The organism is Azospirillum lipoferum 4B (assembly GCF_000283655.1).
Taxonomy (GTDB): domain Bacteria; phylum Pseudomonadota; class Alphaproteobacteria; order Azospirillales; family Azospirillaceae; genus Azospirillum; species Azospirillum lipoferum_C.
Map to the genome: position 1 here is coordinate 482,884 of NC_016623.1, position 26,319 is coordinate 509,202.

Consider the following 26,319-nt stretch of genomic DNA (forward strand, 5'->3'; position numbering starts at 1 on the left):
GGGGCGCCCTCGCTATTATAGACAACACTATACAAGTATAGGCAACCGGCTGCCAAGAGGGTTGCTGTGCAAACTTTTCCCTCTCCCGCCCCGGGAGAGGGAGGGGACCCGCCGGAGGCGGGGAGGGTGAGGGGGAGGGCGAGAATCCAGGAGCGCATGGTTCCTTGGATCACCCCTCACCCTTCCCATGGCTTGCGCCATGGGCCCCTTCCCTCTCCCGGGGCGGGAGAGGGAATTTTGGGAAGGAGCCGAACCGATGCCGACCAGCGCGCCGTGGGATTCCCTGTGGATCGACCTGTCCGTCGCGACGATGAACGACGCCGACGGCTACGGCGCCATTGCCGACGCCGCGGTGGGCATCAAGGACGGCCGCATCGCCTTCGTCGGCCGGCGCGCCGACCTGACCGACGCGCCGGACGCACTGGCGACCCAGGTCCATTCGGGGCAGGGCGGCTGGATGACCCCCGGCCTGATCGATTGCCACACCCATCTCGTCCATGGCAGCAACCGCGCCCGCGAGTTCGAGATGCGGCTGAACGGCGCCAGCTATGAGGAGATCGCGCGGGCCGGCGGCGGCATCCTGTCCACCGTCACCGCCACCCGCGCCGCCAGCGAGGACGAGCTCCTGGCCGCCACCCTGCCGCGGCTGGACAGCCTGCTGGCCGAAGGTGTGACGACGGTGGAGGTGAAGTCCGGCTATGGTCTCGACACCGAGACCGAGACGCGCATGCTCTGCGTCGCCCGCCGGCTGGCCCAGGTCCGCCCGGTGGAGGTGCGCACCACCTATCTCGGCGCCCACGCCCTGCCGCCGGAGTTCAAGACAGACCCGGACGGCTACATCGACCGCATCTGCACGGAGACGCTGCCGGCCATTGCCGAAGCCGGGCTGGCCGATGCGGTGGATGCGTTCTGCGAGGGCATCGGCTTTTCCGTCGCCCAGACCCGCCGGGTGTTCGAGGCGGCGAAGCGGCTCGGCCTGCCGGTGAAGCTGCATGCCGAACAGCTGAGCAACCTCGGCGGCGCCCGGCTGGTGGCGGAGTTCGGCGGGCTGTCGGCCGACCATATCGAGCATCTGGACGAGGACGGCGTCGTCGCCATGGCGCAGGCCGGCACGGTCGCGGTGCTGCTGCCCGGCGCCTTTTATGCGTTGCGCGAGACCAGGCTGCCGCCCATCGAGCTGCTGCGCCGCCATGGCGTGGCGATGGCGCTGTCCACCGACAACAATCCCGGCACCTCGCCGGTGACCTCGCTGCTGCTGATGCTGTCGATGGGCTGCACCTTCTTCCGGCTGACTCCGGCGGAGGCGCTGGCCGGCGTCACCCGCCATGCGGCGACGGCGCTGGGGCTGGCCGACCGTGGCGTGATCGCGCCGGGTAAGCGCGCGGATCTGGCGGTCTGGCGCATCGGGCATCCGGCGGAACTGGCCTACGCCATCGGCCTGAACCCCTGCACGGCGGTGGTCAATGGCGGCGTGGTCCGCAAGCCGCGTGTGGAGGCCGCATGAGCGACGTCATTTCCACCGCCCAGCCGCGCTATGCCCAGATCAAGGAGGCCATCCGCCGCCGGATCAGCTCGGGCGATTGGCCGGAGGGCTTCCAGATCCCGTCGGAGCACAAGCTGCTGGAGGAATTCTCGGTCAGCCGCATGACGGTCCACCGCGCGCTGCGCGACCTGACCGACGAGGGGCTGCTGACCCGCGTGCAGGGGCTGGGCACCTTCGTCGCCGAACGGCCGCCTAGCACCGATGTGGTGGAACTGCGCAGCATCGCCGACGAGATCGCCGAGCGCGGCAACGTCCATTGCTGCCGGGTGGAGCAATTGCTCGCGGTTGCCGCCGATGCCGGGCTGGCGCGGCGCTTCAACCTGCCGGTGGGGGCGAAGCTGTTCCATTCCATCGTCGTCCACAGCGAGAGCGACGTGCCGGTCCAGCTGGAGGAACGCTGGGTCAACCCGGCGGTGGCACCCGACTATCTGGAGCAGGACTTCACCCGCCAGACGCCGGGCGAGTACCTGATCCGGCTGGAGTCCTCGCCGCAGGTCGAGCACGTCATCGAAGCGGTGTCGCCGACGGCCGAGATCGCCCGGTTGCTGGACATCCCCGTCACCGAACCCTGTTTGCGCGTGACCCGCCGCACCTGGGTGAAGGGCAGGGTGGTGACGGTGGCGATGCTGGTGCATCCCGGCAGCCGGTATCGGCTGGGCGCGCGGTTCCAGTTGCCGCCGCCTTAGAGGTTCTCGCCCGCCGCCCCCTCCCTAACCCTCCCCCGCCTTCCGGCGGGAGAGGGAACTCCGCCGCTCCCGCGCTTAACCCCCTCTCCCGCGATCGGACCGGCCGTTGGCCGGCCGAGAGCGGGGGAGGGATGGGGAGGGGGAAAAATACCTTGCATACCAAGACCCCTCCCACCAGGAGCCACCAACCCATGTCATCACGCCTCGACAACCAGCGCGTCATCCGTGCCCCGCATGGCCCCGAACTGAGCTGCAAGAGCTGGCTCGCCGAGGCGCCGATGCGCATGCTGATGAACAACCTCGACCCCGATGTCGCCGAGCGGCCGCAGGAGCTGGTCGTCTATGGCGGCATCGGCCGCGCCGCCCGCGATTGGGAAAGCTTCGACCGCATCGTCTCGGCGCTTAAGACGCTGAACGACGACGAGACCCTGCTGGTGCAATCCGGCAAGCCGGTCGGCGTCTTCCGCACCCATGCCGATGCGCCGCGCGTGCTGATCGCCAACTCCAACCTCGTGCCGCGCTGGGCGACCTGGGAGCATTTCAACGAGCTGGACCGCAAGGGTCTGGCGATGTACGGCCAGATGACCGCCGGGTCGTGGATCTACATCGGCAGCCAGGGCATCGTCCAGGGCACCTACGAGACCTTCGTCGAGGCCGGGCGCCAGCATTACAACGGCGACCTGAAGGGCAAGTGGATCCTGACCGGCGGCCTGGGCGGCATGGGCGGGGCGCAGCCGCTGGCCGCCACCATGGCCGGCGCCTGCATGCTGGCGGTCGAATGCCGCCCGAGCAGCATCGAGATGCGCATCCGCACCGGCTATCTCGACCGCCACACCGCCGACCTGGACGAGGCGCTGGCCTGGATCGACGAGGCCTGTGCGAAGGGCGAGGCGATCTCCGTCGGGCTGCTCGGCAACGCCGCCGACGTCTTCCCCGAACTGGCGCGCCGCGCCGCCACCGACATCAAGGCCCGGCCGCACATCGTCACCGACCAGACCTCCGCCCATGATCCGGTGAACGGCTATCTGCCGCAGGGCTGGACGCTGGAGGAGTGGGAGACCGCGCGCGAAAGCCGGCCGGCCGCGGTGGCCGCCGCGGCGCGCAAGTCGATGCGGGTGCAGGTGGAGGCGATGCTGGCCTTCCACGCCATGGGCATTCCGACCGTCGATTACGGCAACAACATCCGCCAGATGGCGAAGGAGGAGGGGCTGGAGAACGCCTTCGACTTCCCCGGCTTCGTTCCCGCCTATATCCGTCCCCTGTTCTGCCGCGGCATCGGCCCGTTCCGCTGGGCGGCGCTGTCCGGCGATCCGGAGGACATCCGCAAGACCGACGCCAAGGTGAAGGAGCTGATCCCCGACGATCCGCACCTGCACAACTGGCTCGACATGGCGGCCAAGCGCATCCAGTTCCAGGGCCTGCCGGCGCGCATCTGCTGGGTCGGGCTGGGGCAGCGCCACCGGCTGGGCCTCGCCTTCAACGAAATGGTGAAGTCGGGCGAGCTGAAGGCCCCCATCGTCATCGGCCGCGACCATCTCGACAGCGGGTCGGTCGCCAGCCCGAACCGCGAGACGGAGGCGATGAAGGACGGATCGGATGCCGTGTCGGACTGGCCGCTGCTGAACGCGCTGCTGAACACCGCCAGCGGCGCGACCTGGGTCAGCCTGCACCATGGCGGTGGCGTCGGCATGGGCTTCTCGCAGCATTCGGGCATGGTCATCGTCTGCGACGGCAGCGCCGCCGCCGCCAAGCGGCTGGAGCGCGTGCTGTGGAACGACCCGGCCACCGGCGTGATGCGCCATGCCGACGCCGGCTATGACATCGCGATCAGTTGCGCCAAGGAGCAGGGGCTGAACCTGCCGTTTTTGAAGTAGGGGGGGTGGGGCTACTTCTCCCTCTCCCGTCCCGGGAGAGGGAAGGGGCCCGCCGCGAAGCGGTGGGAAGGGTGAGGGGTTGGGCACGGAGCCATGCGGTTCGGGATTGTCGCGATCCCCCTCACCCTCCCCACTTCGTGGGTCCCCTCCCTCTCCCGGGACGGGAGAGGGCTTTACGCCGTCACCCCAGCGCCAGCAGTTGCGGTGTCAGCGCCAGATGCAGTTCGTGACGGCCGTTGGGCAAGCCCGGACGGTGGCCGAAGTCGAGCGCGATGCCGCTCACTTTCAGGCCGTTCGCCTCGGCATGGGCATGCAGCCGGGCGAAGCCGTCCGGGATGGCGGAGACCGGGCCGTCCTGGATGAGCCGCAGATAGCGGCCGGCATCGAGATCGACGCGGACCATGCCCGGCGGGATCTCCGTGGCTTTGGCCGCCAGGAATCCCACCAGTTCGCGCTGCAGCCCGTTCTCCTCCGGCAGCGACACCGCCGCGAAGGAGGTCGCCCCGCTGTCGGCGGCGAACAGGCGCTCCCACGCTGCCGATACCGCCGCCGGCAGGTCCTCCCGGCTTGCCTCGACCATGAAGCCGATGGCGGTCAGTTCGGGATAGCTCACCGTTTCGATCATGACAGTCCCTCGATTGCTTAGAGGTCCGGTTCGGCCAGCAGCCGGGCGAGGACCGGACCGGCGGAGCCGTTTCCGACCGGAGCGCCGTCCACCGACAGCAGCGGGCGCAGGCCCAGGCTGTTGGTCAGGAACGCCTCGTCGGCGCGGGCGAGGTCGTCGGGGGTGAGCGGCGCTTCCTCCGCGCCATGGCGCTCCAGGATCAGGGCGCGGAGGATGCCGGGAAGGGCGCCGTCGGCGACCGGCGGGGTCAGCAGCCGGCCGCCGACCGACAGGAAGAGGTTGGCGATGCTGGATTCGGCCAGCCGGCCGGCGCAATTCAGCAGCAGCGCCTCGTCGGCGCCGCGCTCCGCCGCCTCCTGCCGGGCCAGGATGGAATCCAGATAGTTCAGCGATTTCAGCCGCGACAAGGGCGAATGCTCGTTGCGGCGAGTGCTGCGGGCGATCACGGCGGCGACCGGCGCCGTCATGTGGGCGGCGGGAGCGACCGTCATCATCGCCGTCGGACGGGCATCGGGCGGCGGCAGAACCCCGCGGGCGCCGGTGCCGCGCGACAGGGTCAGGCGCAGCACGCCGTCCTTGGTGCCGGTCGCCGCGATCAGCGCCGCCATCGCCTCCGACAGCGCCGCGGACTCGTAGGGCAGCGGCAGGCGCAGCAGGGCGGTTCCGGCGGTGAGCCGGGCGAGATGGCGGGGCAGGTGGCGCGGTTGGCCGTCCTTGATGCGGATCGTCTCGAACAGGCCGTCGCCAAGGGTGAAGCCGCGGTCGGCCGGGTCGATCCGCGCCTCGGCGGCGGGCAGCATTTGGCCGTTCAGCCAGATGGTCATTGCAGTCCCTCCACCGCTGGATCGCCGGCGGCGCGCAGCTGGGCGCGGGCCTTGACCAGCATTTCCTCATGTTCCGCCGCCGGATCGGAATCGGCGACGATGCCGCCGCCGGCCTGGGCGATGACGTGGTTCTGCGTCACCGACAGGGTTCGGATGACGATGTTGCTGTCCATGGCGCCGTCGAAGCCGATCCAGGCCACCGAGCCGCAATAGGCGCCGCGGCGGGCGACCTCCAGCTCGTCGATGATCTGCATGGCGCGGATCTTCGGTGCGCCGGTGATCGATCCGCCGGGGCAGGCGGCGCGCAGCAGATCGACCGGCCCCAGCCCCGGCAGCAGGCGGGAGGTGACGACCGACACCAGATGATGGACGCTGGCGAAGCTCTCCAGCCCGAACAGCACCGGCACCCTGACGCTGCCGACCTCCGACACGCGCGCCAGGTCGTTGCGCAGCAGGTCGGTGATCATCAGGTTTTCCGCCCGGTCCTTGATGCTGGCCGACAGCTCTGCCGCGGCCGCGGCATCGGCCGCCGGATCGGCATGGCGCGGGCGGGTGCCCTTGATCGGCCGCGTCTCGATGGTCCGGTCGGCGCGCAGCCGGATGAAGCGCTCGGGCGAGGCGCCGGCCAGCCGCAGCCGGGGACCGCAGTTCAGGAAGGCGGCGAAGGGCGCCGGGCTGAGACGGCGCAGGCGCTCATACAGCGCATAGGCGTCGATGGACCGGTCCACATCGCCCAGGAAGCGCTGGGTGAAGTTCGCCTGATAGATGTCGCCGGCCCGGATATACTCCAGCACCCGGCCGACCCGGTCGAGATAGTCGGGACGCGACAGCTCCGACCGCCAGTGCAGCGGGGCCGGCCCGGCCGATTGTTCCGGTAGTGGAACGGATAGCCGCGCGGCCATGCGGCGGGCGCGTTCCTCCGCCTCCGGCCGGGCAGCGATGACCCAGGCGCTGCGCGTTTCGCGGTCGAAGGCGGCGACGACATCGTAGAGGCCGAAGGCCATGTCCGGCTGTCCACCCGGATTGCCATGGCGGGAGCGCAACCCTTCCAAAGCCGTTCCGGACTCGTAACCAACGAAGCCCACCGCTCCTCCGGTGAAGGGAACCGGGCCGGCGGAGGGCAGGGGATATGCTGCCAGCGCCCGTTCCAGCGCGTCGAAGGGACTGCCGGGCACCGGCGCCCCATCGACCAGCGTCCGTCCGTCAATCGATTCGACGGTTTGGAACGGTTCTGCAACGATATAGGAAAAGCGCCCGTTCTGCGGATGGGGCGCCGCGCTGTCGAGCAGCATGGCCCAGGGCTCGGCGCTCCAGGGGCGGAACAGGGCGGCGGGGTCGCCGCAGGAGATCGGTATGGTCAGCATGGCGGTGTCAATCGGCCGGCGGCTCACATCAAGATGGTGGCGCCGCCGTCCACGACCAGGACATGGCCGTTGACATAGGACGCCGCGGCCGACGCCAGGAACACCGCCGCCCCGGCGATCTCCTCCGGCCGGCCCCAGCGGCGCATCGTCGTGCGGTTGGCGAAATAGGCCCCGCGTTCGGGATCGGCGGCGATGGCCGCATTCGTTTCGGTTGCGAAAAAGCCGGGTGCGATGGCGTTGCTGGTCAGGCCATGCGGACCGTACTCGGCGGCCAATGCCCGCACCATGCCGTTCAGCCCCGCCTTCGCCGAGGCATAGACGCTGTCGTTGGCCCGCGAGATCTGCCCGGCGACCGACGTGATGGCGATCAGACGGCCCCGGCCCCGCGGCAGCATCAGGCGCGCCGCCTCCCGCGCCAGGATCAGGCTGGAGGCGAGATCGACGTCGAGAAGAGCCACGATCTCGTCATCGGTCAACTCGGCCAGCGGCTTGCGGTTGCGCTGCCCGACATTCTGCACCAGCACGTCGAGGCGCCCATGGTCCCGGTCGATCCGGGCGAAGGCATCGCGCACCGCCGCCCGGTCCGACACGTCGAAGGCCAGAGCCGACGCGCTCCCGCCGGCAGCCCGTATCTCCTCGACGCGGGCGTCCAGTGTCGCGGCGTCGCGGCCGTTCAGCAGCACATGCGCGCCCGACCCGGCCAGCGCCCGCGCGATTTCCAGCCCCAGCCCGCGCCCCGACCCGGTGACGAGCGTCACCTGTCCGGCGAGCGAGAAGTTCGACAGATAGGATGGGATCGTTGCGGCCATGTCTGCCTCCCGATGTTGCGGTGCGGAGATGTAGCAGACCCGCAGACAATTGGCACGACCGATGCCGTCGTTTCGGAGGGCCGACCGCTTGTCACCTGATTGTTGCCTGCCTATCGCTTTCGACTGTAATGGCTCCGCCGTCCTGCCATTTCGACCCTCTCATCCGAAGGTTTCAGGGATGCCGCTTCCTCCTCCCAAAAAATTGTTCGAACTCGCGGAAATGTTCGATGCCGACGCGCCGAAGGAAAAGGATTTCGAGCCCTTCAGCGAGACGCGCGCCAAGCTGATCAAATATTCCAAGATGGCCGTGATCGGAGTTGCGCAATCCGGCCTGCAACACGGTGTCACGGCGATGACCGGGGTGGCGACCACGACCGTCAATGTGGCGATCGGCTCCGTCACGCTGTTTCCGCTGGGGGCTGCGTTGGGGCCGTGGCTCGGCGCGCTGTCCGTCGGGATCAACGCCAACGGCATCTTCGCCCTGCATGACCTGCGCAACGCCGCAACGGAGCGGTCCGGCTACACCTGTAGCTGCGGCAAATGCAAGGAGAACCTGACCTACGTCATCAATCGCAAGGAGAACAACGAAGCAATCAAGGCCGTCAGCATCTTCACCGTGGGCATTCCGCTGATCGCCGACCGAATCTGGTCTATCCGGAAATACTGCCGCGACAAGAGCCCGAAAGAAGATCACTGCAGGAGCCTGATCGAAGGTGCGCGCGGCGGCTGCCTGTGCGCCATCGCGACGATCATGATGCTGTGCGGCGATTGGAAGCAGAACGAGAAGGCGAATGCGGCCCTGGTGGTGGACGCCATCGCCATCATCTGGTCGAGCGACGGCGCCAAGCAGTTGAAGACCAAATGGTGACGATCCATCCGCCGACCTGATAACCGCCGGTTGTCTGGACATAAAAACCTGACGGAAAAAGGCTTCGGACGCCGGGCGCCCGAAGCCTTTTCCATCATCGCGGAACCATGCGCGACCCACCGGTCAGTGGACCGATGCCTCCCGTCCGTTGGCGGAACTTGCCACCGGCGGCAGGGCGAAGCCCAGCGGCGGACGCTCCGGCGCCTTGAAGCCGTGGGCGCGGTCCTCCTCGACCACGACGCCGTCCAGAGCCAGCCGGCCATCGACGACCGACAGGGTCATGGTGGTCTTGCCCTCCACCTCCTCGTCGAGCAGGCGCTCGGCGATGGGATCCTCGACAAGGCCCTGGATGGCGCGCTTCAGCGGACGGGCGCCGAAGGCCGGATCCCAGCCCAGATCGCCGAGCCGCCGCTTGGCTGCGGCGTCCGCCGCCAGGGTGACGCCGCGCTCGGCCAGCCGCTCGTTGACGCGAGCCAGCTGGATATCGACGATCCGCGACATCTGGTCCCGGCCCAGCCGGCGGAAGATCAGGACATCGTCCAACCGGTTGAGGAATTCCGGCCGGAAGGCCTTGCGCACCGCGTCCATCACCTCCACCGTCACGCCGGCCATGTCCTCGTCGTCGCCCAAGGCGCTCAGCGCCTCGGCCCCCAGGTTGGAGGTCATGATGAGGATGGCGTGGCGGAAATCGGCGGTGCGGCCCTGCCCGTCGGTCAGCCGCCCATCGTCGAGCGCCTGCAGCAGGACGTTCAGCACGTCGGGATGGGCCTTCTCCACCTCGTCCAGCAGCACGACCTGATAGGGCCGGCGCCGGATGCGTTCGGCCAGCGAGCCGCCGTCGTCATAGCCGACATAGCCCGGCGGCGAGCCGATCATGCGGCTGACCGCGTGCTTCTCCATATACTCCGACATGTCGAGGCGGGTGATCGCCGTCTCGTCGTCGAACAGGAAGGCGGCCAGCGCCTTGGCCAGCTCGGTCTTGCCGACGCCGGTGGGGCCGAGGAACAGGAAGGAACCGGTCGGCCGGCTGGGGTCCTTCAGCCCGGCACGGGCACGCCGCACCGCCTTGGACACCGCGCGCACCGCCTCCTTCTGGCCGACGACGCGCTCCGCCAGCTTGTCCTCCATGCCCTTCAGCCGCTGGCGTTCGCCTTCCAGCATCCGTTCGACCGGGATGCCGGTCCAGCGGGTGACGACGGCGCCGATGTCCTTGGCCGTCACCTCGTCACGCTCGGTGCTGGCGCGCGATTCGGCCTCGGCCAGACGCTTCTCCAGGTCGGGCACCACGCCATAGGCCAGCTCGCCGGCCTTGGCCCAGTCGCCGTCGCGCTGGGCGCGCTCCAGCCTGGTGCGGGCCTGGTCAAGCTCCTCCTTCAGGCGGCGGCCCTCGGTGCGGCGGGACTGCGAGGCGCGCCACTCCTCCTCCATCGAGGACTGGCGGGCTTCCGCCTCGACCAGTTCGCCTTCCAGGACGTGCAGCCGTTCCTGCGAGGCGGCGTCCGGCTCGGCCTTCAGCGCCTCGCGTTCGATCTTCAGCTGGGCGACGCGGCGGTCGACGGCGTCGAGCGCCTCCGGCTTGCTGTCGATGGCCATGCGCAGGCGGCTCGCCGCCTCGTCGACGAGGTCGATGGCCTTGTCGGGCAGCCGGCGGTCGCCGATGTAGCGCGCCGACAGGTTGACCGCCGCGACCACCGCCGCGTCGGCGATGCGCACGCCGTGGTGCACCTCGTACTTGCCCTTGATGCCGCGCAGGATCGACACGGCGTCGTCCACCGACGGCTCGTCAACCGTCACCGGCTGGAAGCGACGGGCGAGCGCCGCGTCCTTCTCGATGTATTTGCGGTACTCGTCCGGCGTGGTGGCGCCGACGCAGCGCAGCTCGCCGCGCGCCAGCGCGGGCTTCAGCATGTTGGCGGCGTCCATCGCCCCGTCGGTGCGGCCGGCGCCGATCAGGGTGTGCAGCTCGTCGATGAACAGGATGATGCGGCCGTTGGCCTCCTGCACCTCGCTCAGGACCGACTTCAGCCGCTCCTCGAACTCGCCGCGGAACTTGGCGCCGGCCAGCAGCGCGGTGAGGTCGAGCGCCAGGACGCGCCGGTCCTTCAGCCCTTCCGGCACGTCGCCGGAGGCCAGACGCTGGGCCAGCCCCTCGACCACGGCGGTCTTGCCGACGCCGGGCTCGCCGATCAGCACGGGGTTGTTCTTGGTGCGGCGGGCCAGGACCTGGATGGTGCGGCGGATCTCGTCGTCACGGCCGATCACCGGGTCGAGCCGGCCCTGCCGCGCCTCTTCCGTCAGGTCGCGGGTGTAGCGGGCCAGCGCCTCGCCGGAGGTGGTTTCGGTCTCCGCGTCGGCGGGATGGTCCTTGCGCTGGGCATCGGCGGCGGCGGCCAGCGCGTCGGCATCGACGCCGGCGCGGCGGAACAGGGCGCGCAGCGGGCCGCTCTGGCGGGCGAGGCTTTCCAGCAGCCGTTCGGCGGTGACGAAGCGGTCGCCGCCGTTGCGCGCCGAGGCGACGGCGCCCTGCAGCACGGCGGCCAGCGCCGGCGACATGTAGAGCGGCTGCGGGCCTTCGTTGGCACCCGGCTGGACCGGAGCGCGCGACAGCTGTTCCTCGGTCGCGGACTTCAGCAGGTCGGGATCGCCGCCGGTATCGCGCACCAGACGCGCCGCCACGCCGCTGGCGTCGTCGATCAGCGCCTTCAGCAGATGTTCGGGGAGAAGCTGTTGATGCCGCTCGGCAAGGGCGGCGATCTGCGCGGCCTGAATGGCACTGCGCGCACGATCGGTGAATTGACCGAAGTCCATCCGGCACTCCGTTTCCAAGGTCTTCCGCCCAGTCATCCGGCGCGGAACGGCGCCTCCGCGGTCCGCAAAATGCGCGACCGCCCGGTGCCTGATGGGTAAATGGTTAACGGAATTGCGGCGATCAAGAGGGGAGACTTCAGGTTCAGTGGATGCGCATTTGCTGCAACACATGCTATGGAAGCGATTATCAAAGACGTGGGCATGGCTTTTGGGTTGCTTTCATGGAAATCGTCACCACCAAGGACAGCGATATTCAGGAGCGTCTATCCTACGCCTATCTGACAGCCGTCGCGGCACGGGCGGGATGCCAGGTCTTAAGTCTACCGGTCGATCGGAACGGCTTGGATTTCTGGGTTTCGCCTATCCAGGGGTCGGGCACCGCCCGCCTTGCCGTACAGGCCAAAGCGACGACGAGATTGGCGCGGATCGGAGCGGGAAAGATGCTCTCTTTTCAGCTCGACCGTCGCACCTACGACCTCTTGCGCAGGGACGCAACCTGCCCAATGTTACTTGTCGTGCTGGACATGCCAGTCGAGCGGGAATCTTGGCTCTCAGTCACCGAGGATGGCTTGTTCTTGCGCCGTGCCGCATTCTGGAAGGATATGCGGGGAGCTCCAGCCATCGTTACCGATAGCGTCGCCGTGCATTTTTCCCCGGAGAACATATTCGATCACCATGCTATCCTGAACATCCTTGAGCAATCCGACCGTGACAGTCGGAAAGGGGCGTAAATGTCAACGGACGCCTTGAACCAGGAAATATTCAGCGCGCGAACAACCCAGGTCGTGCGTTACCTTCCCCATGAGAGGGTTGCGGCTTATCTGAAGGCACATGGCTGGCAGGATGCCGGGCCATACGGACCGCATGCTCGAATCTATTCGCTTGGTAAGGGAGCTACGAAAAAAGAACTCGTTTTGCCGACTACGAACGATGTCGCCGATTACCAGTGGCGCATGCAAGACATCGTGCAGACCCTGGCGCGGCTTGAAAGGCGAGCCGTAGCGGCCGTTTGCACCGATCTCCTTCTTCGGAGTGGCTCCATTGACGTGCATCCTCATCAGAAAGAGCTAATTGAGAAGCAAAAAGAAATTGCACGTGAGTTACAGTCAATTATTAAAGAGATGTCGGGCAACGATGAACCCTGTCATTTTGATGACCTTGTCCGTTTTATTTCCCTTGCATCACAAGCTGCGGAAGAAGCGGTAAAAGAAGCTTTGGAAGCCGGATCAGATGAGTTAACCATTAAACTCATGAAAGCACTTATCGGCCGTGACGCCGGTCATTGCTGACCCTAATGTCGTAACGCATGCAGTTTCGCCAATATCGCCATGCTGGTATGATGTCGGCTTCACGCAATCTAAAATGCTGAATTGTTGACAAACGGAACATCGATGCCATGGATGTGCGGCAGCTTCGCTATTTCCTCGGCATCGTCGAGCATGGCTCGATCTCCCGCGCGGCGGAGGCGTTGCGGGTGGCGCAGCCGGCGCTCAGCCTGCATCTGAAGCGGATGGAGGAGGATTTCGGCTGCCAGCTGGTGCTGCGCACGGCGCGCGGCGTGGTGCCGACCGAAAGCGGGCGGCGGCTGGCGCAGCGGGCGGCGGCGCTGATCGAGTCGATGGACGGGCTGCGCGACGAAGTGCGTGCTGTGGAGGCGGTCCCCGCCGGTCCGGCCACGGTCGGCATCCCGACCTCGCTGGGGCCGGTGCTGACCGTGCCGCTGGCGCTTGCGGTGCGCCGCGCCCATCCGCAGATCCGGCTGCGGGTGGTGGAAGGGCTGTCGGGCCACATGCTGGAATGGGTGCTGTCGGGGCAGCTCGATCTGGCGCTGGTGTTCGGTGCCGAGGAGATGGGCGGGCTGGAGACGGAGCTGGTGGCGCGGGAAAGCCTGCATCTGGTCGGGCCGGCGGACGACCCGCTGCTGCGCGGGCGCCGCTCCATCCCCTTCGCCGAGGCGCTGGCCCTGCCGCTGATCCTGCCCGGCCGCCCGCATGGCGTGCGCGAGGAGGTGGAGCATGCGGCAGTGCTGGCCCGCGCCCGCGTCACTGTCGCCATGGAGATCGACGCGCTGGAACAGATCAAGGCGCTGGTGGCGGAAGGCTGCGGCTATACCGTGCTGTCGGAGCGGGTGGCGCGCTACGGCACGGTGGCGGATCGCCTGACCGGGCTGCCCATCGTCGATCCGCAGATCGACCGGACGATCCTGCTGGCCCATGCCGCCGGCCGGCCGATGCCGGTCGCCGCCCGCGCGGCGCACGCCATCCTGCGCGACATCCTGGCCGGGCTGACGCGCGACGGCGGCTGGCGCTGAGCCGCCATTGCCCCGCTGCCGGGTTCCCGGCGGTCAGGAGCCGAGATTGACGATCTCAACCCGGCGGTTGGCGTCGCTGGCCGGGTTGGCGGGGTCGAGCAGCTGCTGCGATCCGCGGCCGATGGCCACCAGCCGGCCGGACGACACGCCGAATCTCCGGGTCAGGTAATCGCGCACCGACGCGGCCCGCCGCTTCGACAAAGCGAGGTTGTAATCGGGATTGCCGACGCCGTCGGTGTGGCCGGTCAGCTGGAAGCGGTAGGCCGCCAGATCCGGAGAGGTCAGGGCGCGGCCCAGCTCGTCGAGGATGCCGGCGGCCTTCGGTGTCAGTTCCGCCGAGTTGAAGGCGAACTCCACCTGGAAGCTGATCCTCGGGGCCGTCTTCGGCTTCATGGCGGTGGGGGCGGGCGCCGATGGAGACGGGGGTGGCGGCGGTTCGCCAGCGCCACCGGTGCCGAGCGCGAGGCCGCGGGTTCTGGGCTTCTCGTTTGGCATCTCGTCGGACGGCGGCGTGTCCGGCCGCAGGGCCCGGATGAAATCCTCCGACGTGGTGGGGGCGGCGGTCGGTTCGGTGGCCGCCGCCACGCCGCCAAACGCCATCGGCAGCGCCAGCAACAACGCCAATCCGGCAAATGCCGGCCGCAAGACCCTGACCGTCCCCATTCCCCTGTCCCCTATGTCCGATTCGGGCAAAGCCGGCGCCATGGTAGTCGACCGGGTGCCCGGGTTCCAGAACCGGACCGTCCAGTTGTGCTCTCCCGAGCCAACTCAGCCGTGAAAACCCGGCGTTGTCGCTTTTCTGTCAATGATTGCACCTCTATCATACCCTGGTAGCGCAATCGATCGGGGTGCACCGTGTTCGTTCTGTCGCAGGCCCAGATGGACCGGCTGGGGGAAGAGGATCTGATCCGCGCGGTGCATCGCTACCTCGCCGACCGCTTCCCGGATGCCGACCCGGTGCCGGCCGACCGCTTCCTCGCGTTCGGGCGGGACCAGCTGGCGCGGGCCGAGGGGCATGGCCTGACCACGCGCTGGCAGGTCGCCTGCTATATCGTCGCCGCGGCGCTGGCCGGCGACCGCTTCGACGAGGACAGCCCGGCGGCGCGCGAGGTGCTGGCCGACCCGGCGATGACCGCCGACCGCAAGGCGGAATGGCTGACCGAGTGGGTCGACGCCATGATCGCCGCCCTGTCGCAGCGGGACTGACGCCATGGCGATCCTGTCCACGCTGGCCGACATGGCCGGAAGCGCCACGGCGAAGGCCAAGGCGACCTACCAGACCCTGCGCACCGGCGGCCGGATGGCGGCCGACACCGTCAAGGCCGGCCTGAAGGAGACCGGGGCGGCGGTGCTGGAGGGCGACTTCGGCGGAGCGGCCAAGCGCGGCGCTAAGGCCGCCGGCCAGACGTTGACCGACGATCTGGCGGATCGTTTCCGCCGCAACGCCCCCGTTCCCGCCAAGAACCCGACCATCCCCTGTTCCCAGGCGGAGATCGACGCCAAGGCGAAGCGGGTCGCCGAACGGCAGGCGCTGATCGAGGAGGCGCGCGGGAAGAAGGTCCTGCCGGAGGTGACGGAACGCTTCGCCCGCGACAACAAGGCGGTGGAGCGCGCAAGGCTGGCCGCTGACGTCTATCACCACGAGAACGGGCCGGACTCGCCCAAGACCCCGCCGCCGGGCTGGACCCGGCTGAGCGACGACCCGGCGGAGCTGCGCAAATACGGCCTCGTCCCCAGCGACCTGAACCCCGGCACCGCCTCGGGTTTCCGGGCGGAGCTGTATGTGGCGGACCCCAAGGTGTTCGGATCCCCGCCGCAGGTCGTGCTGGTGCCGAAGGGAACCACCTTCACCGCCAAGGAGGACTGGGTCAACAACCTGCAGCAGGGTATCGGCCTGCGCTCCGACTATTACGAGCGGGCGATCCAGGCGGCGCAGAAGGTCAAGAGCAAGGTCGGGCCGCGGCTGGAGATGGCCGGCCATTCGCTGGGCGGCGGGCTGGCGACCGCCGGCGCCGTGGTGGCCGACGTGCCCTGCACCACCTTCAACACTGCCGGCCTGAAGGACGATACGGTCGCCGCCTTCGGCAAATCGCGCGCCAATGCCGGCAAGGTCACCAACTATCAGGTCGGCGGCGAGGTGCTGACCACCGCGCAGAACCTCGTCGGGCCGATGCCGACCAGCATCGGCAGGACTGTGCCGCTGGAGGCGGTGGACGAGCATGGCAACGCCTTCCAGGGTGCCGCCGCGGGCAAGAAGGGCATGGAGTATGTCAAGGGCGTCGCCGCCGATTCCGTCACCAAGCACGGCATGGCCTATCCGATCAACGCGCTGGAAAAGCAGAAGCGCGCGGACGAGGGCCAGCTGCGTGCAGCCCTGCACCGGTGAGGGTGAGGGGCACTCAATGAATAGGGATCATCAACTTTGAGCTTGGAGCAGCGGCGTTTCGTCTATGAAGCCCTTCTCCCCTTGTGGGAGAAGGGTTGGGATGAGGGGTGCAGCCGGCCGAAGGCCGGTGGAAGCTCAGACTTGCTACCCCTCACCCCAACCCCTCTCCCGCAAGGGGAGAGGGGCTTTTCCGGCAGGCGAGGGTCAGCTCCCGTGCCTCCGCCCAAGCCCGGCATTACCTTTCTCCGCCGGCTGTTGATCCTGGTGGCGCTGGCCGCAGCCGGCTGGACGCTCCTTCCCACCCCCTTCGCCGCGAGGTCCGCCATGGCCGCTCTGCCGCCCGCCAGCCACTTCTTCCCCGATGCCGCCACGGCAAGGCTGGCCGACGCCGCCGGACGGGGGGACGCCGCCGCCGTGCGCCAGCTCGCCGCCGCGGGCGCCGATCCGAACGCGGGCGGAACGGAGGGGATGACACCGCTGCTGTTCGCCATCGCCAACAACAGCAAGGCGGGGGCCAAGGCCCTGCTGGAGGCCGGGGCCGATCCCAACCGCCGCGCCCGCGACGGGGAATCGGCGCTGACCATGGTGGCGTCGGGCACCGATACCGACTGGCTGCGGCTGCTGCTTGCCTTCGGCGGCGATCCCAACGCCCGCAATTCCATCGGCGAGCCGGTGCTGGTCAATGCCGGCCTGCGCCGCAACGCCGATGCCGTCCGCATGCTGCTGGATGCCGGCGCCGACATCGAGGCGACCGACGAGAGCGGCAGCACGGTGACGCTGGTGCTGGCCCGCATGAACCAGTTCCATGTCGTCGCCTATCTGCTGGGCCGGAACGCCGACGCGCTGCACCGCTCGCCGGTGTCGGACGATGCGGCGGCCGACTACATCTTCCACGCCGCCCTCGACCCGTCCTCGCCGCTTGCGGACTGGCAGCGGCGCTGCCAGCAGTATCTGCAGTCGCGCGGGATCGCGGCGCCGCCGCCGCGCTGACCGTCCCGTCCCAACGATGCAAGGGGCTCGCGGTCCGGGACCATTTTTGCCGCAGGACTCCGTGGTTCCCGGTCTTGCTCCCGCCACAGTGCAGCGATACCGTGCAGCCCACGCCGCCGCCGCCCCCGTGGGAACATGCACGACATCGTCATCCAAGTCCTCGGCGTTGCCGGGCTTCTCGCCCTCGTCAGTTTCCTGCCGCCGCTGGCCGCGCGCTTCCAGGTGCCCTACACGGTGCTGCTGGCGGGTGTCGGCGTGGCCCTGGGCGCGGTGATCCAGACCTTCGCCGGGCCGGGCAAGGACCCGTTCCACGATTTCCTGAACTCGCTGGCCGAGCTGGACGTCTCGTCCGACATCCTGCTGCATGTCTTCCTGCCGATCCTGCTGTTCGAAACGGCGCTGGCGGTCGATGTGCGGCGGCTGTTCGACGATCTGGGGCCGATCCTGCTGATGGCGGTGGTGGCGGTCTTCGTCTGCACCTTTGCCGTCGGCTATGCGGTCAGCCTGTTCACCTCGCTGGGGCTGGTCGCCTGCCTGCTGCTGGGGGCCATCGTCGCCTCCACCGATCCGGCGGCGGTGATCGGCATCTTCCGCGACCTCGGCGCGCCGCGGCGGCTTACCACGCTGGTCGAGGGCGAGAGCCTGCTGAACGACGCCGCGGCCATCGCCCTGTTCACCCTGCTGCTGGAGATGCTGACGCGAACCTCCCATGGCGGGCTGGGGGCGGCTGCGCTGGACTTCCTGCGCGACTTCGCCGGCGGCGTCGTCACCGGCTATGTCTGCGGCCGCATCGTCTGCATGCTGGTGGAGCCGATGCGCAACCAGCCGATGGCGGAGATCACGCTGACGGTGGCGCTGGCCTATCTGTCCTATGTGCTGGCCGAGCATTATGTCGGGGCGTCCGGCGTGGTGGCGGTGGTGGCCTCGGCCCTGGTCATCGGGTCGGTCGGACGCACCCGCATCTCCCCCGCCACCTGGGGCGCCATGGAGCATGTCTGGCAGCAGCTGGGCTTCTGGGCCAACTCGATGATCTTCCTGCTGACCGCCATCCTGGTGCCGCGGCTGATGGCCGATGCCGGCTGGGCGGAGGTCGGGCTGGTACTGGTGGTGGTCGCCGCCGCCTTCGCGGCGCGGGCGGTGGTGCTGTTCGGCCTGCTGCCGGTGCTGTCCTGGGCCGGTCTGGCGCAGAAGGTCAGCAACTCCTACAAGTCGGTGATGCTGTGGGGCGGCCTGCGCGGGGCGGTGTCGCTGACGCTGGCGCTGGCGGTGACCGAGAATTTCCGGGTGCCGGACCGTGTCCAGAGCTTCGTCGCGGTGATGGTCACCGGCTTCGTCTTCGTCACTCTGTTCGTCAACGGCACCACGCTGCGCTGGCTGATCCGCGTGCTGAAGCTGGACGAGCTGACGCCGGTGGAGCGCGCCATGCGCAACCGGGCGCTGGCGCTGTCCACCGACAGCATCCGCGACCGCGTCGCTGCCGTCGCCCAGACCTATGAGGTCGACGGCGCCGTCAAGGACGTGATGATCGCCCGTTACGAGGAGCGGCTGAAGAAGATCGACCAGGACAGCCGGGACGAGACGAAGCTGTCCAATGAGGACCGCATCACCATCGGTCTCGTCATCCTGGTGAATCGCGAGGAAGAGCTCTATTACGCCCACTTCTCCGAAGGGATGGTGTCGCGCGCGGTGATGGAGTTGCTCGCCGGGCGCAGCGGCCGGCTGCTGGACGCCGTCAAGGCCCAGGGCCGCAACGGCTACCGCGCCTTCGAGGAGCCCTTCATCGCCTTCTCGCCCTGGATGCGGGGAGCCAGCTGGCTGCAACGCCGCTTCGGCATCCATCGCCCGCTGGCCCGGCGCCTGTCGATGCGGTTCGAGGTGCTGGTCGCCGTGCGCACCGTCCTGCGCGAACTGCTGGCCTTCACCCGCGACCGGCTGGCCCGCGTGCTGGGGCAGGAGGTGGCGTTCGAGCTGGAAGGCATGCTGGTCGGCCGGCTGGGCATCGTCGAGCAGGCTCTGTCGGCCCTGAAGCTGCAGTATCCCGACTATGCGGTGGTGCTGCAGAGCCGCTATGTCGGCCGCGCCGCCCTGCGGCTGGAGCAGGCCGACTACCGGACCCTCTACGCCGAATCGATCATCAGCCAGGAGGTGCTGACCGACCTGGAGCGCGACCTGGAGCAGCGCCGCCGGGTGCTGGAGCGCCTGCCGAAGCTGGATGTCCGCTTCGACGTGGCGGAGCTGGTGCGACGGGTGCCGCTGTTCGCCGGCCTGCCGGCGGAGCGGGTGACGACCATCGCCACGCTGCTGCGGGCACAGCTGGCCCTGCCGGGCGAGACCATCGTGCGCAAGGGCGAGCGCGGCGACGCCATGTTCTTCATCGCGTCCGGCGCGGTCGAGGTGCTGGTGCCCAATCTGGCGGAGCCGGTGACGCTGGGCACCGGCGACTTCTTCGGCGAGATGGCGCTGCTGACCCGCCAACGGCGCAATGCAGACGTGCGGGCGCTGGGCTATTGCCAATTGCTGGTATTGGATGAGAAGGATTTCCGCCGGCTGGTGCAGAAGGACGCGAATCTGCAGTCCCATATCCAGGCGGTCGCCGAGGCGCGCCGGCAACCGACGAAGTCGTCCCCGGCCGTCCCGGCGGTGAGCTGACCGCAGGAAGGAAATTTTTCATGGGCGAGACCGCGACGGGCGGCGGCCAGACCTGGCTGCGCCTGATGCCGGGTCTTTTCGTGCTGCTGTGGAGCACCGGCTTCATCGGGGCGAAATACGGGCTTCCCTATGTGGAGCCTTTGACCTTCCTGCTGATCCGGCTGGCGCTGGTCGCGGCGGTGCTGGCGCTGGTGGCGCTGGCCACCCGCGCGCCCTGGCCGAAGGACTGGCCGACCACGGGGCGGATCGCGCTGGCCGGGCTGCTGGTGCATGGGGTCTATCTGAGCGGCATCTTCATCGCCATCGCGCGCGGCCTGCCGGCGGGGGTCACCGCGCTGGTCGTCGGAATCCAGCCGCTGCTGACGGCCGCGCTGTCCGGCCCGCTGCTGGGCGAGCGGGTGAGCGGCCGGCAATGGGCCGGCCTGCTGCTGGGTCTTGCCGGCGTCGGGATGGTGGTGCGGGAGAAGCTGTCGGTCGATGCGGCGCATCTGGTCCCGCTGGGCTACGCCCTGGTGGCGCTGGTCGGCATTACGCTGGGCACCCTGTACCAGAAGCGCCATGGCGGCGGCATGGACCTGCGCAGCGGCACCGCCATCCAGTATGGCGCGACCGCCCTGGCCCTGGCGGTCGCCGCCCCGCTGACCGAGACGATGCAGGTGCAGTGGACGGGGGAGTTCGTCTTCGCCCTGCTGTGGCTGTGCTTCGTCCTGTCGGTCGGCGCCATCTTCCTGCTGTTCGCCCTGATCCGCCGCGGTGCGGCGGCCAAGGTCGCCAGCCTGTTCTACCTGACCCCGCCGGTCACCGCCCTGATCGCCTGGATGCTGTTCGGCGAGAAGCTGGGCATCGTGGCGCTGGCCGGCATGGCGGTGGCGGTCTGCGGCGTGGCGCTGGTCAACCGGAAGTGAGGGGGCGCCGCGACGGCGGGGGAGGTCCGGCTGCCCGGCCCCCGCCGTCCCGGCCGCTCCGTCATCCCCACTTCATCTCACCGGTCGCCACCTTGGCGCCGATGTCGAGCGCGATGCCCATCCCGGCCTCGGGGTAGCGCCGCTTCATGGCGGCGATCAGGTCGGCGCTGGTCTTGGCCTTCGACAGTTCCTCCTCGAAGGCCAGCAGATAGGCCTTGGTGTAGGCGATGGCCGCCGGGTCGGTGCCGGTGCCCGGCGCGGCATGGCCGGCGACCACCAGGGCGGGGTTCCGCGCCGCCATGTTGTCCAGGGCGCGGACCCAGGCGGCCCGCGCTTCGGCGGTCGGGGTGTCGGCGGTCCAGACATGAAGGCCGGAGAAGACCATCACCCCGCCGACGATCGCACCCAGCGACGGAACCCACAGATAGCGGCGGTTGGCCAGCCCCTGCGCATCGACGATCTCGATGGACTGGCCCTCCAGCGTCAGCGAGGGGCCGTCGAACGGCTCCGGCATCGCCACGTCGGCAAGGGTCTGCGGACCGTTTTCCTTCAGCTTCGGCCCCCAGACCGCCAGCTTCTTCTCGACATTGCCCTTGATGGCCTCGACGGTCGCGGTTGCGGCGATGACGCGGGCGGAGGGGAAGGCGGCCTTGACCGGACCCAGGCCGAAATAATAGTCGGGGTCGCTCTGGCTGACATAGATGGCGGTCAGCGTCCGGCCGCTGGCCTGGATCGCCTCGGCCAGCGCCTTGCCGTCGGACAGGGTGAAGCCGCCATCGATCAGGATCGCCTCCCGGCTGCCCGACAGCAGCACCGGCGCCCGGAAGAAGCCGGCCTCGCCGGCGGGAAAGCGACGCCAGGAGAGGGGAGCGCCGGCGGCGGCGAAAGCGGATGCGGAGGGGAGAAGGGTTGCGACGCCACCCAGAGCCAGGGCGTGCATCGTGGTGGCAAGGATGTCCCTGCGGCTGATCATCGTCATTGTCCTTCGGTGTTTTGCGGCTGTGTTCCGGCGGCTATTGGGCCTGCAGCAGCGCCGCCAGCCTGCCGGGCTTGGAGAAGAGGATTTCGGAATCGAGCTTCCGGCGGTGCGTGCCGTCGTCATACAGCAGGGTCGGCACCCCGTTTGCCCGGTAGGCGGCCATCAGCTGCCGGCCGCGCTCCACCCGCAGGGCATCGAAGACGGTCAGTTCCTCCGCCCCTTCGGCGAGCAGGGCCGCTGCCGTGTCGAGGCCAAGCCCGGCCAGGATGTCGGCCAGCGTCTCGACCGCCGTGATGTCCCGGCCATCCGCATAGCGGGCGGACTGGATGGCGGCGAGCGCCTGAAATTCCCGGTCGGCCGCGGTCATCGCCACCGCGGCGAGGGCGAGCGTCGCCGGCCCGCTGTCGAGCCGGCGCTGCCGGTCGGCGAGCACGCGGCTGCGGTAGAACTCGCCGAAGGGTTGGCCGGTCAACGCCTGGATGCGCTGGTCGTTCGCCCAGGCATGGGCGGCGAAAGCATCGTCCATCGGCCGGGCTCCGGCTCCCGAAAACAACCCGACCGGCAGCAGCTCCAGCGCAAGGTCGGCGACCGCCGCAAGCGGGGCGACGGCCGGCGAGGCGCCGTAGCACCAGCCGCACAGCGGGTCGAACAGATAGGTGACGGTTCTGGTCCGGCTCATGATTGCCCGCTCGGCTGAGGCTGATCGAATGAGCAGACCCTATCCGGCGGCGATTGTGCTGTATAGACGGCATGAAATGGACATATCGTATGCTGTTGACAAACAATCGGAGCCGGCCGGTCGGGCCATGAGCGATCCCAGACACCTGAACCGCATCGCCTATTTCGCGGCGGTGGTCGAAACCGGCTCCTTCACCGCGGCGGCTGAACGGCTGGGGATCACCAAGGCGGTGGTCAGCCAGCAGGTCGCCCGGCTGGAGGAGGAGGTCGGGACCACCCTGCTGGTCCGCACCACGCGCAAGGTCCGGCCGACCGAGGCCGGCATGGCGTTTCACCGGCGCTGCGTGGTGATCCTGCGCGAAGCCGACGACGCTTTCGCCGAACTGGCGGAGAGCGCGGCGGCACCGTCCGGCCTGCTGCGGCTGACGGCTCCGTTCGATTACGGCGTCTCGGTGGTCGTGCCGGCCATCGCCGCCTTCACCGCCGCCCATCCGGCCTGCCGGGCCGACATGGCCCTGTCCGACCAGTCGTTGGATCTCGTCGCCGGCAATTTCGATCTGGCCATCCGCGTCGGCTGGCTGGCCGACACCAGCCTGCAGGCCCGGCAATTCGGCAGTTTCCGCCAGTTGCTGGTCGGCACCCCCGCCCTGGCCGCAAGGCTGCACCGCGCTGCCGCTCCGGATGCCATCGCCGCATTGCCCTTCGTCGCCAACGCGGCGCTGCGCGACCCGCTGAACTGGCAGTTCACGTTCGCCGCCTCGCCGTCCTCGGCCGGCGAACGGCGCGGCGTGGCGCTGCGGGCCGCCATCGCCCTGGATGCGACCTTCGCCGTCCGCGAGGCGGTGCGCCAGGGTGCGGGGCTGTCGGTCCTGCCGGATTATTGCGTGGCGGACGACCTCGCCTCCGGCCGGCTGGTTCACATCCTCCCCGACTGGAGCCTGCCGTCGGGCGGGATCCATGCCGTCTTTCCGGCCGCCCGATTCCGTCCGACCAAGGTGCGCGCCTTCGTCGATCTGCTGACCGACCATGAACGGCGCCGGCGGAAAGCCGCGGACTGACGGGGCAACGCCGCAGGTCGACAGGAAACGACAGCGCTGCGGCAAAATTTTGCTGGATCGTTCGTCCGGTCAGCAATCTAATATGTCTGACAAATCGATAAATCCCCCGGGAGGGAAGCGGATGGCGGACGTGCTCGATTTCGGCAGCTTCGACTACATCATCGCCGGCGGCGGTACGGCCGGCTGCGTGCTGGCAAACCGGCTGTCGGCCGATCCGGACGTCTCGGTCCTGCTGCTGGAGGCCGGGGGCAAGGACAATTGGGTGTGGCTGCACATCCCGGCCGGCTACCTGTTCTGCATCGGCAATCCGCGCACCGACTGGTGTTTCAAGACGGAGGCGGAGGCCGGGCTGAACGGCCGGAGCATCCACTATGCCCGCGGCAAGGTGCTGGGCGGCTGTTCGTCGATCAACGGCATGATCGCCATGCGCGGGCAGGCGCGCGATTACGACGAATGGGCCGCCATCACCGGGGATTCCCGCTGGAGCTGGAAGGAGGTGCTGCCGGTCTTCAAGGGCAGCGAGGATTACTGGCGCGGCGCCGACGAGATGCATGGCAGCGGCGGCGAATGGCGGGTGGAGCGGCAGCGGCTGCGCTGGGACCTGCTGGACCGCTTCGCCGAGGCGGCGCAGCAGGCCGGCATCCCGCGCTCCGACGATTTCAACCGCGGCGACAATTTCGGCGTCGGCAGCTTCGAGGTGAACCAGAAGGGCGGCATCCGCTGGAGCGCGGCCAAGGCCTTCCTGCGCCCGGCGCTCGACCGGCCGAACCTGAAGCTCGCCATCGAGGCGGCCATCGACAAGGTGGAGATCGCCGACGGCCGCGTCACCGGAGTCCGCTTCACCGTGAAGGGGGAGCCGGCGCGGGCGACCTCACGGATCGAGACGGTGCTGGCGGCGGGAGCCATCGGCAGCCCGGCGATTCTCCAGCGCTCCGGCATCGGGCCGGCGGAGCATCTGAAGAAACTCGGGATTCCGGTGGTGCTGGACGCGCCCGACGTCGGCGCCAACCTGCAGGACCATCTGCAGCTGCGCATGATCTACAAGGTCGATGGGGTGCTGACGCTGAACAAGCGGGCCGGCAGCCTGTTCGGCAAGGCGATGATGGGGCTGGAATATGCCCTGTTCCGCAAGGGACCGCTGACCATGGCGCCCAGCCAGCTCGGCGTCTTCGCCAAATCCTCGGCGGAGATGGAGACGGCCGACCTGGAATACCATGTGCAGCCGCTGTCGCTGGAGAAGTTCGGCGATCCGCTGCACGGCTTCCCGGCCTTCACCGCCAGCGTCTGCGACCTGCGCCCGGCCTCGCGCGGCTGGACGCGGATCACCGCGGCCGACCACCGCGAGAATCCGGCCATCGCCCCCTGCTACCTGTCCGATCCGGCCGACCGGGCGAAGGCGGCGAAGGCGCTGGCGCTGACCCGCCGCATCGTCGCGCAGCCGGCGCTCGCCCCCTATCATCCGCAGGAATACAAGCCCGGCCCCAGCTTCCAGACCGAGGAGGAGCTGGCGCGCGCGGCGGGCGACATCGGCACCACCATCTTCCATCCCGTCGGCACCTGCCGGATGGGCGGCAAGGACGACGCCACCGCCGTCACCGATGCGGAGATGCGGGTGCGGGGCGTGAGCGGGTTGCGGGTGATCGACGCCTCGGTGATGCCGACCCTGACCTCGGGCAACACCAACACGCCGACGGTGATGATCGCCGAACGCGGCGCCGCCCTGATGCGGGCGGACCGCCGCGCGGCGTTGCGGGGGTAGAGGAATTAAGGCAGCGAGAAAGCCCTTCTCCCCTTGCGGGGCGGGATCGGCCAAACGCCAACGGCGTTTTGCCGATCCGCGGGTTGGGATGAGCAACTGTCTTGTTCATGGGTTGCTGGGAGTGGTTGCCAGGGCATCACGGACCCGAGCGTTGAGGATTGTCAGCATTTTGTGGATGACAGCGACGACGGCGACCTTTCCCGGCTTTCCTGCGGCTCGGAGGCGCTCGTAGAAGGCCTTGAGGGTCGGATCGTATCGCATGGCGGTGAGTGCGGCCATGTAGAGTGCGTTGCGCAGGCCAAGGCGCCCTCCGCGGATCAAGCGCTTGGCGTCGCTCTTGCCGCTTTGGCGGGTGTAGGGGCACACCCCAACCAGCGCGGCGATTTTTCGCCGGTCGAGCCTGCCCAGTTCAGGCAACTCCGCCAGCAGGGTGGCGACCGTGACCGGGCCGACTCCCTTGATCGAGCGGATCGGCTCGATAAGCGCGGCCCAGGCCGGATTGGCCTGGATCTGCTTGGCGATCTCGTCGCTGATCCGCTCGATCAGCGTTTCGAGCCGGGTCAGCAGACCGCGCGTGGCACGGCGCAGGGAGGTGCTGGTCAAGCCACGCAGTTGATTGTCCAGCGCGGTCTTCTGCTCGATCAGCTGGCGGCGCCAGCGCACAGTCTCAGCCAGCCGCTCGGTGGCTTGGTCGAAGACCGCCGTGGTGGTGGTGAAGGTCTGGGCGAAGCGGGCGATGACGCGGGCGTCGATGGCGTCGGTCTTGGCGAACTGACCGGCGGCCTCGGCGAAGCGGCGCACGCGCACCGGATCGAGGATGGAGACGGCATAGCCCGCCTCGGCGAACTTGCGGGCGCAGCCCTTCTCGAAGCCGCCGCTGGCCTCCAGGGCGACGGTGATCTGGGCCGGCTCGCCGTGGCGTTCCAGCCACGTCATCAACTGCTTCCAACCCTGCTCGGTGTTGTCCGTACGCCAGGAGGCGTTGCCGGGCAGGAGATGGACATCGAGAGCATCCTTGCTCACATCGATGCCGACAAACATGAGAAGAAGTGCCATTCTTCGGATCCCTTCCTTGCCTGTTCGGCGGTCGTGCCAGGCAACTGTTCGGGCGTGGAAGACGGCGGAGCGGTCCCAAGCTCATCCGCGGCCGGCCAGGGCCAAGGGGTTAGCGGGTGCCGCTCCACCCTGGGGGGTGGGGCATGC

The 26,319-nt window shown here is 68.8% G+C and carries 23 protein-coding genes; 14 read left to right on the forward strand and 9 right to left on the reverse strand.

Annotated elements, in window-relative coordinates; all coding sequences use genetic code 11:
• The first annotated feature begins 256 nt into the window (after positions 1-256).
• The 3 genes from hutI (at position 257) to hutU (ending at position 4,103) form a co-directional block, all read left to right on the forward strand.
• A complete protein-coding gene (gene hutI / locus AZOLI_RS23570; RefSeq protein WP_014249708.1) occupies positions 257-1,504 on the forward strand; it encodes an imidazolonepropionase in 1,248 nt (415 codons plus the stop codon).
• A complete protein-coding gene (gene hutC / locus AZOLI_RS23575) occupies positions 1,501-2,229 on the forward strand; it encodes a histidine utilization repressor (protein WP_014249709.1) in 729 nt (242 codons plus the stop codon). Before hutI ends, hutC begins: the two co-directional genes overlap by 4 nt.
• Positions 2,230-2,420: 191 nt before the next feature.
• Positions 2,421-4,103 (forward strand): urocanate hydratase, encoded by a 1,683-nt coding sequence (gene hutU / locus AZOLI_RS23580; RefSeq protein WP_014249710.1) that lies wholly within the window; start codon positions 2,421-2,423, stop codon positions 4,101-4,103.
• A gap of 181 nt (positions 4,104-4,284) precedes the next feature.
• Here the strand turns inward: hutU and AZOLI_RS23585 are convergent, their stop codons facing one another.
• From AZOLI_RS23585 to AZOLI_RS23600, 4 genes are read right to left on the reverse strand one after another with little or no spacing between them, the layout of a single operon-like run.
• A complete protein-coding gene (locus AZOLI_RS23585; RefSeq protein WP_014249711.1) occupies positions 4,285-4,728 on the reverse strand; it encodes a hypothetical protein in 444 nt (147 codons plus the stop codon).
• A gap of 17 nt (positions 4,729-4,745) precedes the next feature.
• On the reverse strand, positions 4,746-5,552 hold the full coding sequence (locus tag AZOLI_RS23590) for an aminotransferase class IV (protein ID WP_014249712.1): 807 nt from the start codon (positions 5,550-5,552) through the stop codon (positions 4,746-4,748).
• Positions 5,549-6,916, reverse strand: coding sequence for an aminodeoxychorismate synthase component I (gene pabB / locus AZOLI_RS23595; RefSeq protein WP_044552865.1), 1,368 nt, complete (start codon positions 6,914-6,916; stop codon positions 5,549-5,551). Before pabB ends, AZOLI_RS23590 begins: the two co-directional genes overlap by 4 nt.
• A gap of 23 nt (positions 6,917-6,939) precedes the next feature.
• Positions 6,940-7,725 carry an SDR family oxidoreductase gene (locus tag AZOLI_RS23600; RefSeq protein ID WP_014249714.1) on the reverse strand — a complete coding sequence of 262 codons (786 nt, stop codon included), beginning with the start codon at positions 7,723-7,725 and terminating at the stop codon, positions 6,940-6,942.
• 88 nt (positions 7,726-7,813) lie between these two features.
• On the opposite strand from AZOLI_RS23600, the gene AZOLI_RS23605 reads away from it, so the two are divergent.
• Positions 7,814-8,593 (forward strand): hypothetical protein, encoded by a 780-nt coding sequence (locus AZOLI_RS23605; protein ID WP_162488394.1) that lies wholly within the window; start codon positions 7,814-7,816, stop codon positions 8,591-8,593.
• Between the two features lie 123 nt (positions 8,594-8,716).
• Here AZOLI_RS23605 and clpB read toward each other — a convergent pair whose 3' ends face one another.
• Complete coding sequence (clpB, locus tag AZOLI_RS23610; RefSeq protein ID WP_014249716.1) at positions 8,717-11,401, reverse strand: ATP-dependent chaperone ClpB; 2,685 nt, start codon at positions 11,399-11,401, stop codon at positions 8,717-8,719.
• 221 nt (positions 11,402-11,622) lie between these two features.
• Here clpB and AZOLI_RS23615 point away from each other — a divergent pair, with 221 nt between their 5' ends.
• The 3 genes from AZOLI_RS23615 (at position 11,623) to AZOLI_RS23620 (ending at position 13,712) form a co-directional block, all read left to right on the forward strand.
• Positions 11,623-12,132, forward strand: coding sequence for a DUF4365 domain-containing protein (locus AZOLI_RS23615; protein WP_044552870.1), 510 nt, complete (start codon positions 11,623-11,625; stop codon positions 12,130-12,132).
• Entirely contained in the window at positions 12,133-12,690 is a 558-nt protein-coding gene (locus AZOLI_RS31655) for a hypothetical protein (RefSeq protein WP_014249718.1), read from the forward strand. It begins immediately after the preceding gene.
• Positions 12,691-12,797: 107 nt separating this feature from the next.
• Positions 12,798-13,712 (forward strand): LysR family transcriptional regulator, encoded by a 915-nt coding sequence (locus AZOLI_RS23620; protein WP_014249719.1) that lies wholly within the window; start codon positions 12,798-12,800, stop codon positions 13,710-13,712.
• A 33-nt stretch (positions 13,713-13,745) separates the two neighbouring features.
• Here AZOLI_RS23620 and AZOLI_RS23625 read toward each other — a convergent pair whose 3' ends face one another.
• Positions 13,746-14,375 carry an OmpA family protein gene (locus tag AZOLI_RS23625; RefSeq protein ID WP_044552872.1) on the reverse strand — a complete coding sequence of 210 codons (630 nt, stop codon included), beginning with the start codon at positions 14,373-14,375 and terminating at the stop codon, positions 13,746-13,748.
• A 192-nt stretch (positions 14,376-14,567) separates the two neighbouring features.
• On the opposite strand from AZOLI_RS23625, the gene AZOLI_RS23630 reads away from it, so the two are divergent.
• The 5 genes from AZOLI_RS23630 (at position 14,568) to AZOLI_RS23650 (ending at position 20,642) form a co-directional block, all read left to right on the forward strand.
• The gene (locus AZOLI_RS23630; RefSeq protein WP_014249721.1) at positions 14,568-14,918 is read left to right on the forward strand and encodes a hypothetical protein; all 351 of its coding nucleotides are present in this window, start codon (positions 14,568-14,570) and stop codon (positions 14,916-14,918) included.
• A gap of 4 nt (positions 14,919-14,922) precedes the next feature.
• A complete protein-coding gene (locus tag AZOLI_RS30530; RefSeq protein WP_014249722.1) occupies positions 14,923-16,098 on the forward strand; it encodes a putative Phospholipase A(1) in 1,176 nt (391 codons plus the stop codon).
• 213 nt (positions 16,099-16,311) lie between these two features.
• Complete coding sequence (locus AZOLI_RS23640) at positions 16,312-17,088, forward strand: ankyrin repeat domain-containing protein (protein WP_044552873.1); 777 nt, start codon at positions 16,312-16,314, stop codon at positions 17,086-17,088.
• Between the two features lie 135 nt (positions 17,089-17,223).
• A complete protein-coding gene (locus AZOLI_RS23645) occupies positions 17,224-19,737 on the forward strand; it encodes a cation:proton antiporter (RefSeq protein WP_014249724.1) in 2,514 nt (837 codons plus the stop codon).
• A gap of 20 nt (positions 19,738-19,757) precedes the next feature.
• Positions 19,758-20,642 (forward strand): DMT family transporter, encoded by an 885-nt coding sequence (locus AZOLI_RS23650; RefSeq protein WP_014249725.1) that lies wholly within the window; start codon positions 19,758-19,760, stop codon positions 20,640-20,642.
• 61 nt (positions 20,643-20,703) lie between these two features.
• Here AZOLI_RS23650 and AZOLI_RS23655 read toward each other — a convergent pair whose 3' ends face one another.
• Positions 20,704-21,615 (reverse strand): MBL fold metallo-hydrolase, encoded by a 912-nt coding sequence (locus AZOLI_RS23655; protein ID WP_014249726.1) that lies wholly within the window; start codon positions 21,613-21,615, stop codon positions 20,704-20,706.
• 40 nt (positions 21,616-21,655) lie between these two features.
• Positions 21,656-22,300 carry a DsbA family protein gene (locus tag AZOLI_RS23660; RefSeq protein WP_014249727.1) on the reverse strand — a complete coding sequence of 215 codons (645 nt, stop codon included), beginning with the start codon at positions 22,298-22,300 and terminating at the stop codon, positions 21,656-21,658.
• Between the two features lie 127 nt (positions 22,301-22,427).
• On the opposite strand from AZOLI_RS23660, the gene AZOLI_RS23665 reads away from it, so the two are divergent.
• Together AZOLI_RS23665 and AZOLI_RS23670 are read left to right on the forward strand one after the other, a co-directional pair.
• Positions 22,428-23,357 (forward strand): LysR family transcriptional regulator, encoded by a 930-nt coding sequence (locus AZOLI_RS23665; protein WP_014249728.1) that lies wholly within the window; start codon positions 22,428-22,430, stop codon positions 23,355-23,357.
• A 121-nt stretch (positions 23,358-23,478) separates the two neighbouring features.
• The gene (locus AZOLI_RS23670) at positions 23,479-25,116 is read left to right on the forward strand and encodes a GMC family oxidoreductase (RefSeq protein WP_014249729.1); all 1,638 of its coding nucleotides are present in this window, start codon (positions 23,479-23,481) and stop codon (positions 25,114-25,116) included.
• Positions 25,117-25,221: 105 nt separating this feature from the next.
• On the opposite strand, the gene AZOLI_RS23675 is transcribed toward AZOLI_RS23670, so the two are convergent.
• Positions 25,222-26,157, reverse strand: coding sequence for an IS110-like element ISAli16 family transposase (locus tag AZOLI_RS23675; RefSeq protein WP_014249730.1), 936 nt, complete (start codon positions 26,155-26,157; stop codon positions 25,222-25,224).
• Positions 26,158-26,319: the final 162 nt, after the last annotated feature.

Bases quoted from the DNA above. Each gene is read 5' to 3' on its own strand.
- hutI (WP_014249708.1), top strand. From the start codon at position 257: ATGCCGACCAGCGCGCCGTGGGATTCCCTGTGGATCGACCTGTCCGTC.
- AZOLI_RS23645 (WP_014249724.1), top strand. From the start codon at position 17,224: ATGCACGACATCGTCATCCAAGTCCTCGGCGTTGCCGGGCTTCTCGCC.
- AZOLI_RS23590 (WP_014249712.1), bottom strand. From the start codon at position 5,552: ATGACCATCTGGCTGAACGGCCAAATGCTGCCCGCCGCCGAGGCGCGG.
- AZOLI_RS23650 (WP_014249725.1), top strand. From the start codon at position 19,758: ATGGGCGAGACCGCGACGGGCGGCGGCCAGACCTGGCTGCGCCTGATG.
- AZOLI_RS23660 (WP_014249727.1), bottom strand. From the start codon at position 22,300: ATGAGCCGGACCAGAACCGTCACCTATCTGTTCGACCCGCTGTGCGGC.
- AZOLI_RS23585 (WP_014249711.1), bottom strand. From the start codon at position 4,728: ATGATCGAAACGGTGAGCTATCCCGAACTGACCGCCATCGGCTTCATG.
- pabB (WP_044552865.1), bottom strand. From the start codon at position 6,916: ATGCTGACCATACCGATCTCCTGCGGCGACCCCGCCGCCCTGTTCCGC.
- AZOLI_RS23620 (WP_014249719.1), top strand. From the start codon at position 12,798: ATGGATGTGCGGCAGCTTCGCTATTTCCTCGGCATCGTCGAGCATGGC.
- AZOLI_RS23655 (WP_014249726.1), bottom strand. From the start codon at position 21,615: ATGATCAGCCGCAGGGACATCCTTGCCACCACGATGCACGCCCTGGCT.
- AZOLI_RS30530 (WP_014249722.1), top strand. From the start codon at position 14,923: ATGGCGATCCTGTCCACGCTGGCCGACATGGCCGGAAGCGCCACGGCG.
- AZOLI_RS23675 (WP_014249730.1), bottom strand. From the start codon at position 26,157: ATGTTTGTCGGCATCGATGTGAGCAAGGATGCTCTCGATGTCCATCTC.
- hutC (WP_014249709.1), top strand. From the start codon at position 1,501: ATGAGCGACGTCATTTCCACCGCCCAGCCGCGCTATGCCCAGATCAAG.
- AZOLI_RS23665 (WP_014249728.1), top strand. From the start codon at position 22,428: ATGAGCGATCCCAGACACCTGAACCGCATCGCCTATTTCGCGGCGGTG.
- AZOLI_RS23600 (WP_014249714.1), bottom strand. From the start codon at position 7,725: ATGGCCGCAACGATCCCATCCTATCTGTCGAACTTCTCGCTCGCCGGA.
- AZOLI_RS31655 (WP_014249718.1), top strand. From the start codon at position 12,133: ATGTCAACGGACGCCTTGAACCAGGAAATATTCAGCGCGCGAACAACC.
- AZOLI_RS23615 (WP_044552870.1), top strand. From the start codon at position 11,623: ATGGAAATCGTCACCACCAAGGACAGCGATATTCAGGAGCGTCTATCC.
- AZOLI_RS23670 (WP_014249729.1), top strand. From the start codon at position 23,479: ATGGCGGACGTGCTCGATTTCGGCAGCTTCGACTACATCATCGCCGGC.
- hutU (WP_014249710.1), top strand. From the start codon at position 2,421: ATGTCATCACGCCTCGACAACCAGCGCGTCATCCGTGCCCCGCATGGC.
- clpB (WP_014249716.1), bottom strand. From the start codon at position 11,401: ATGGACTTCGGTCAATTCACCGATCGTGCGCGCAGTGCCATTCAGGCC.
- AZOLI_RS23625 (WP_044552872.1), bottom strand. From the start codon at position 14,375: ATGGGGACGGTCAGGGTCTTGCGGCCGGCATTTGCCGGATTGGCGTTG.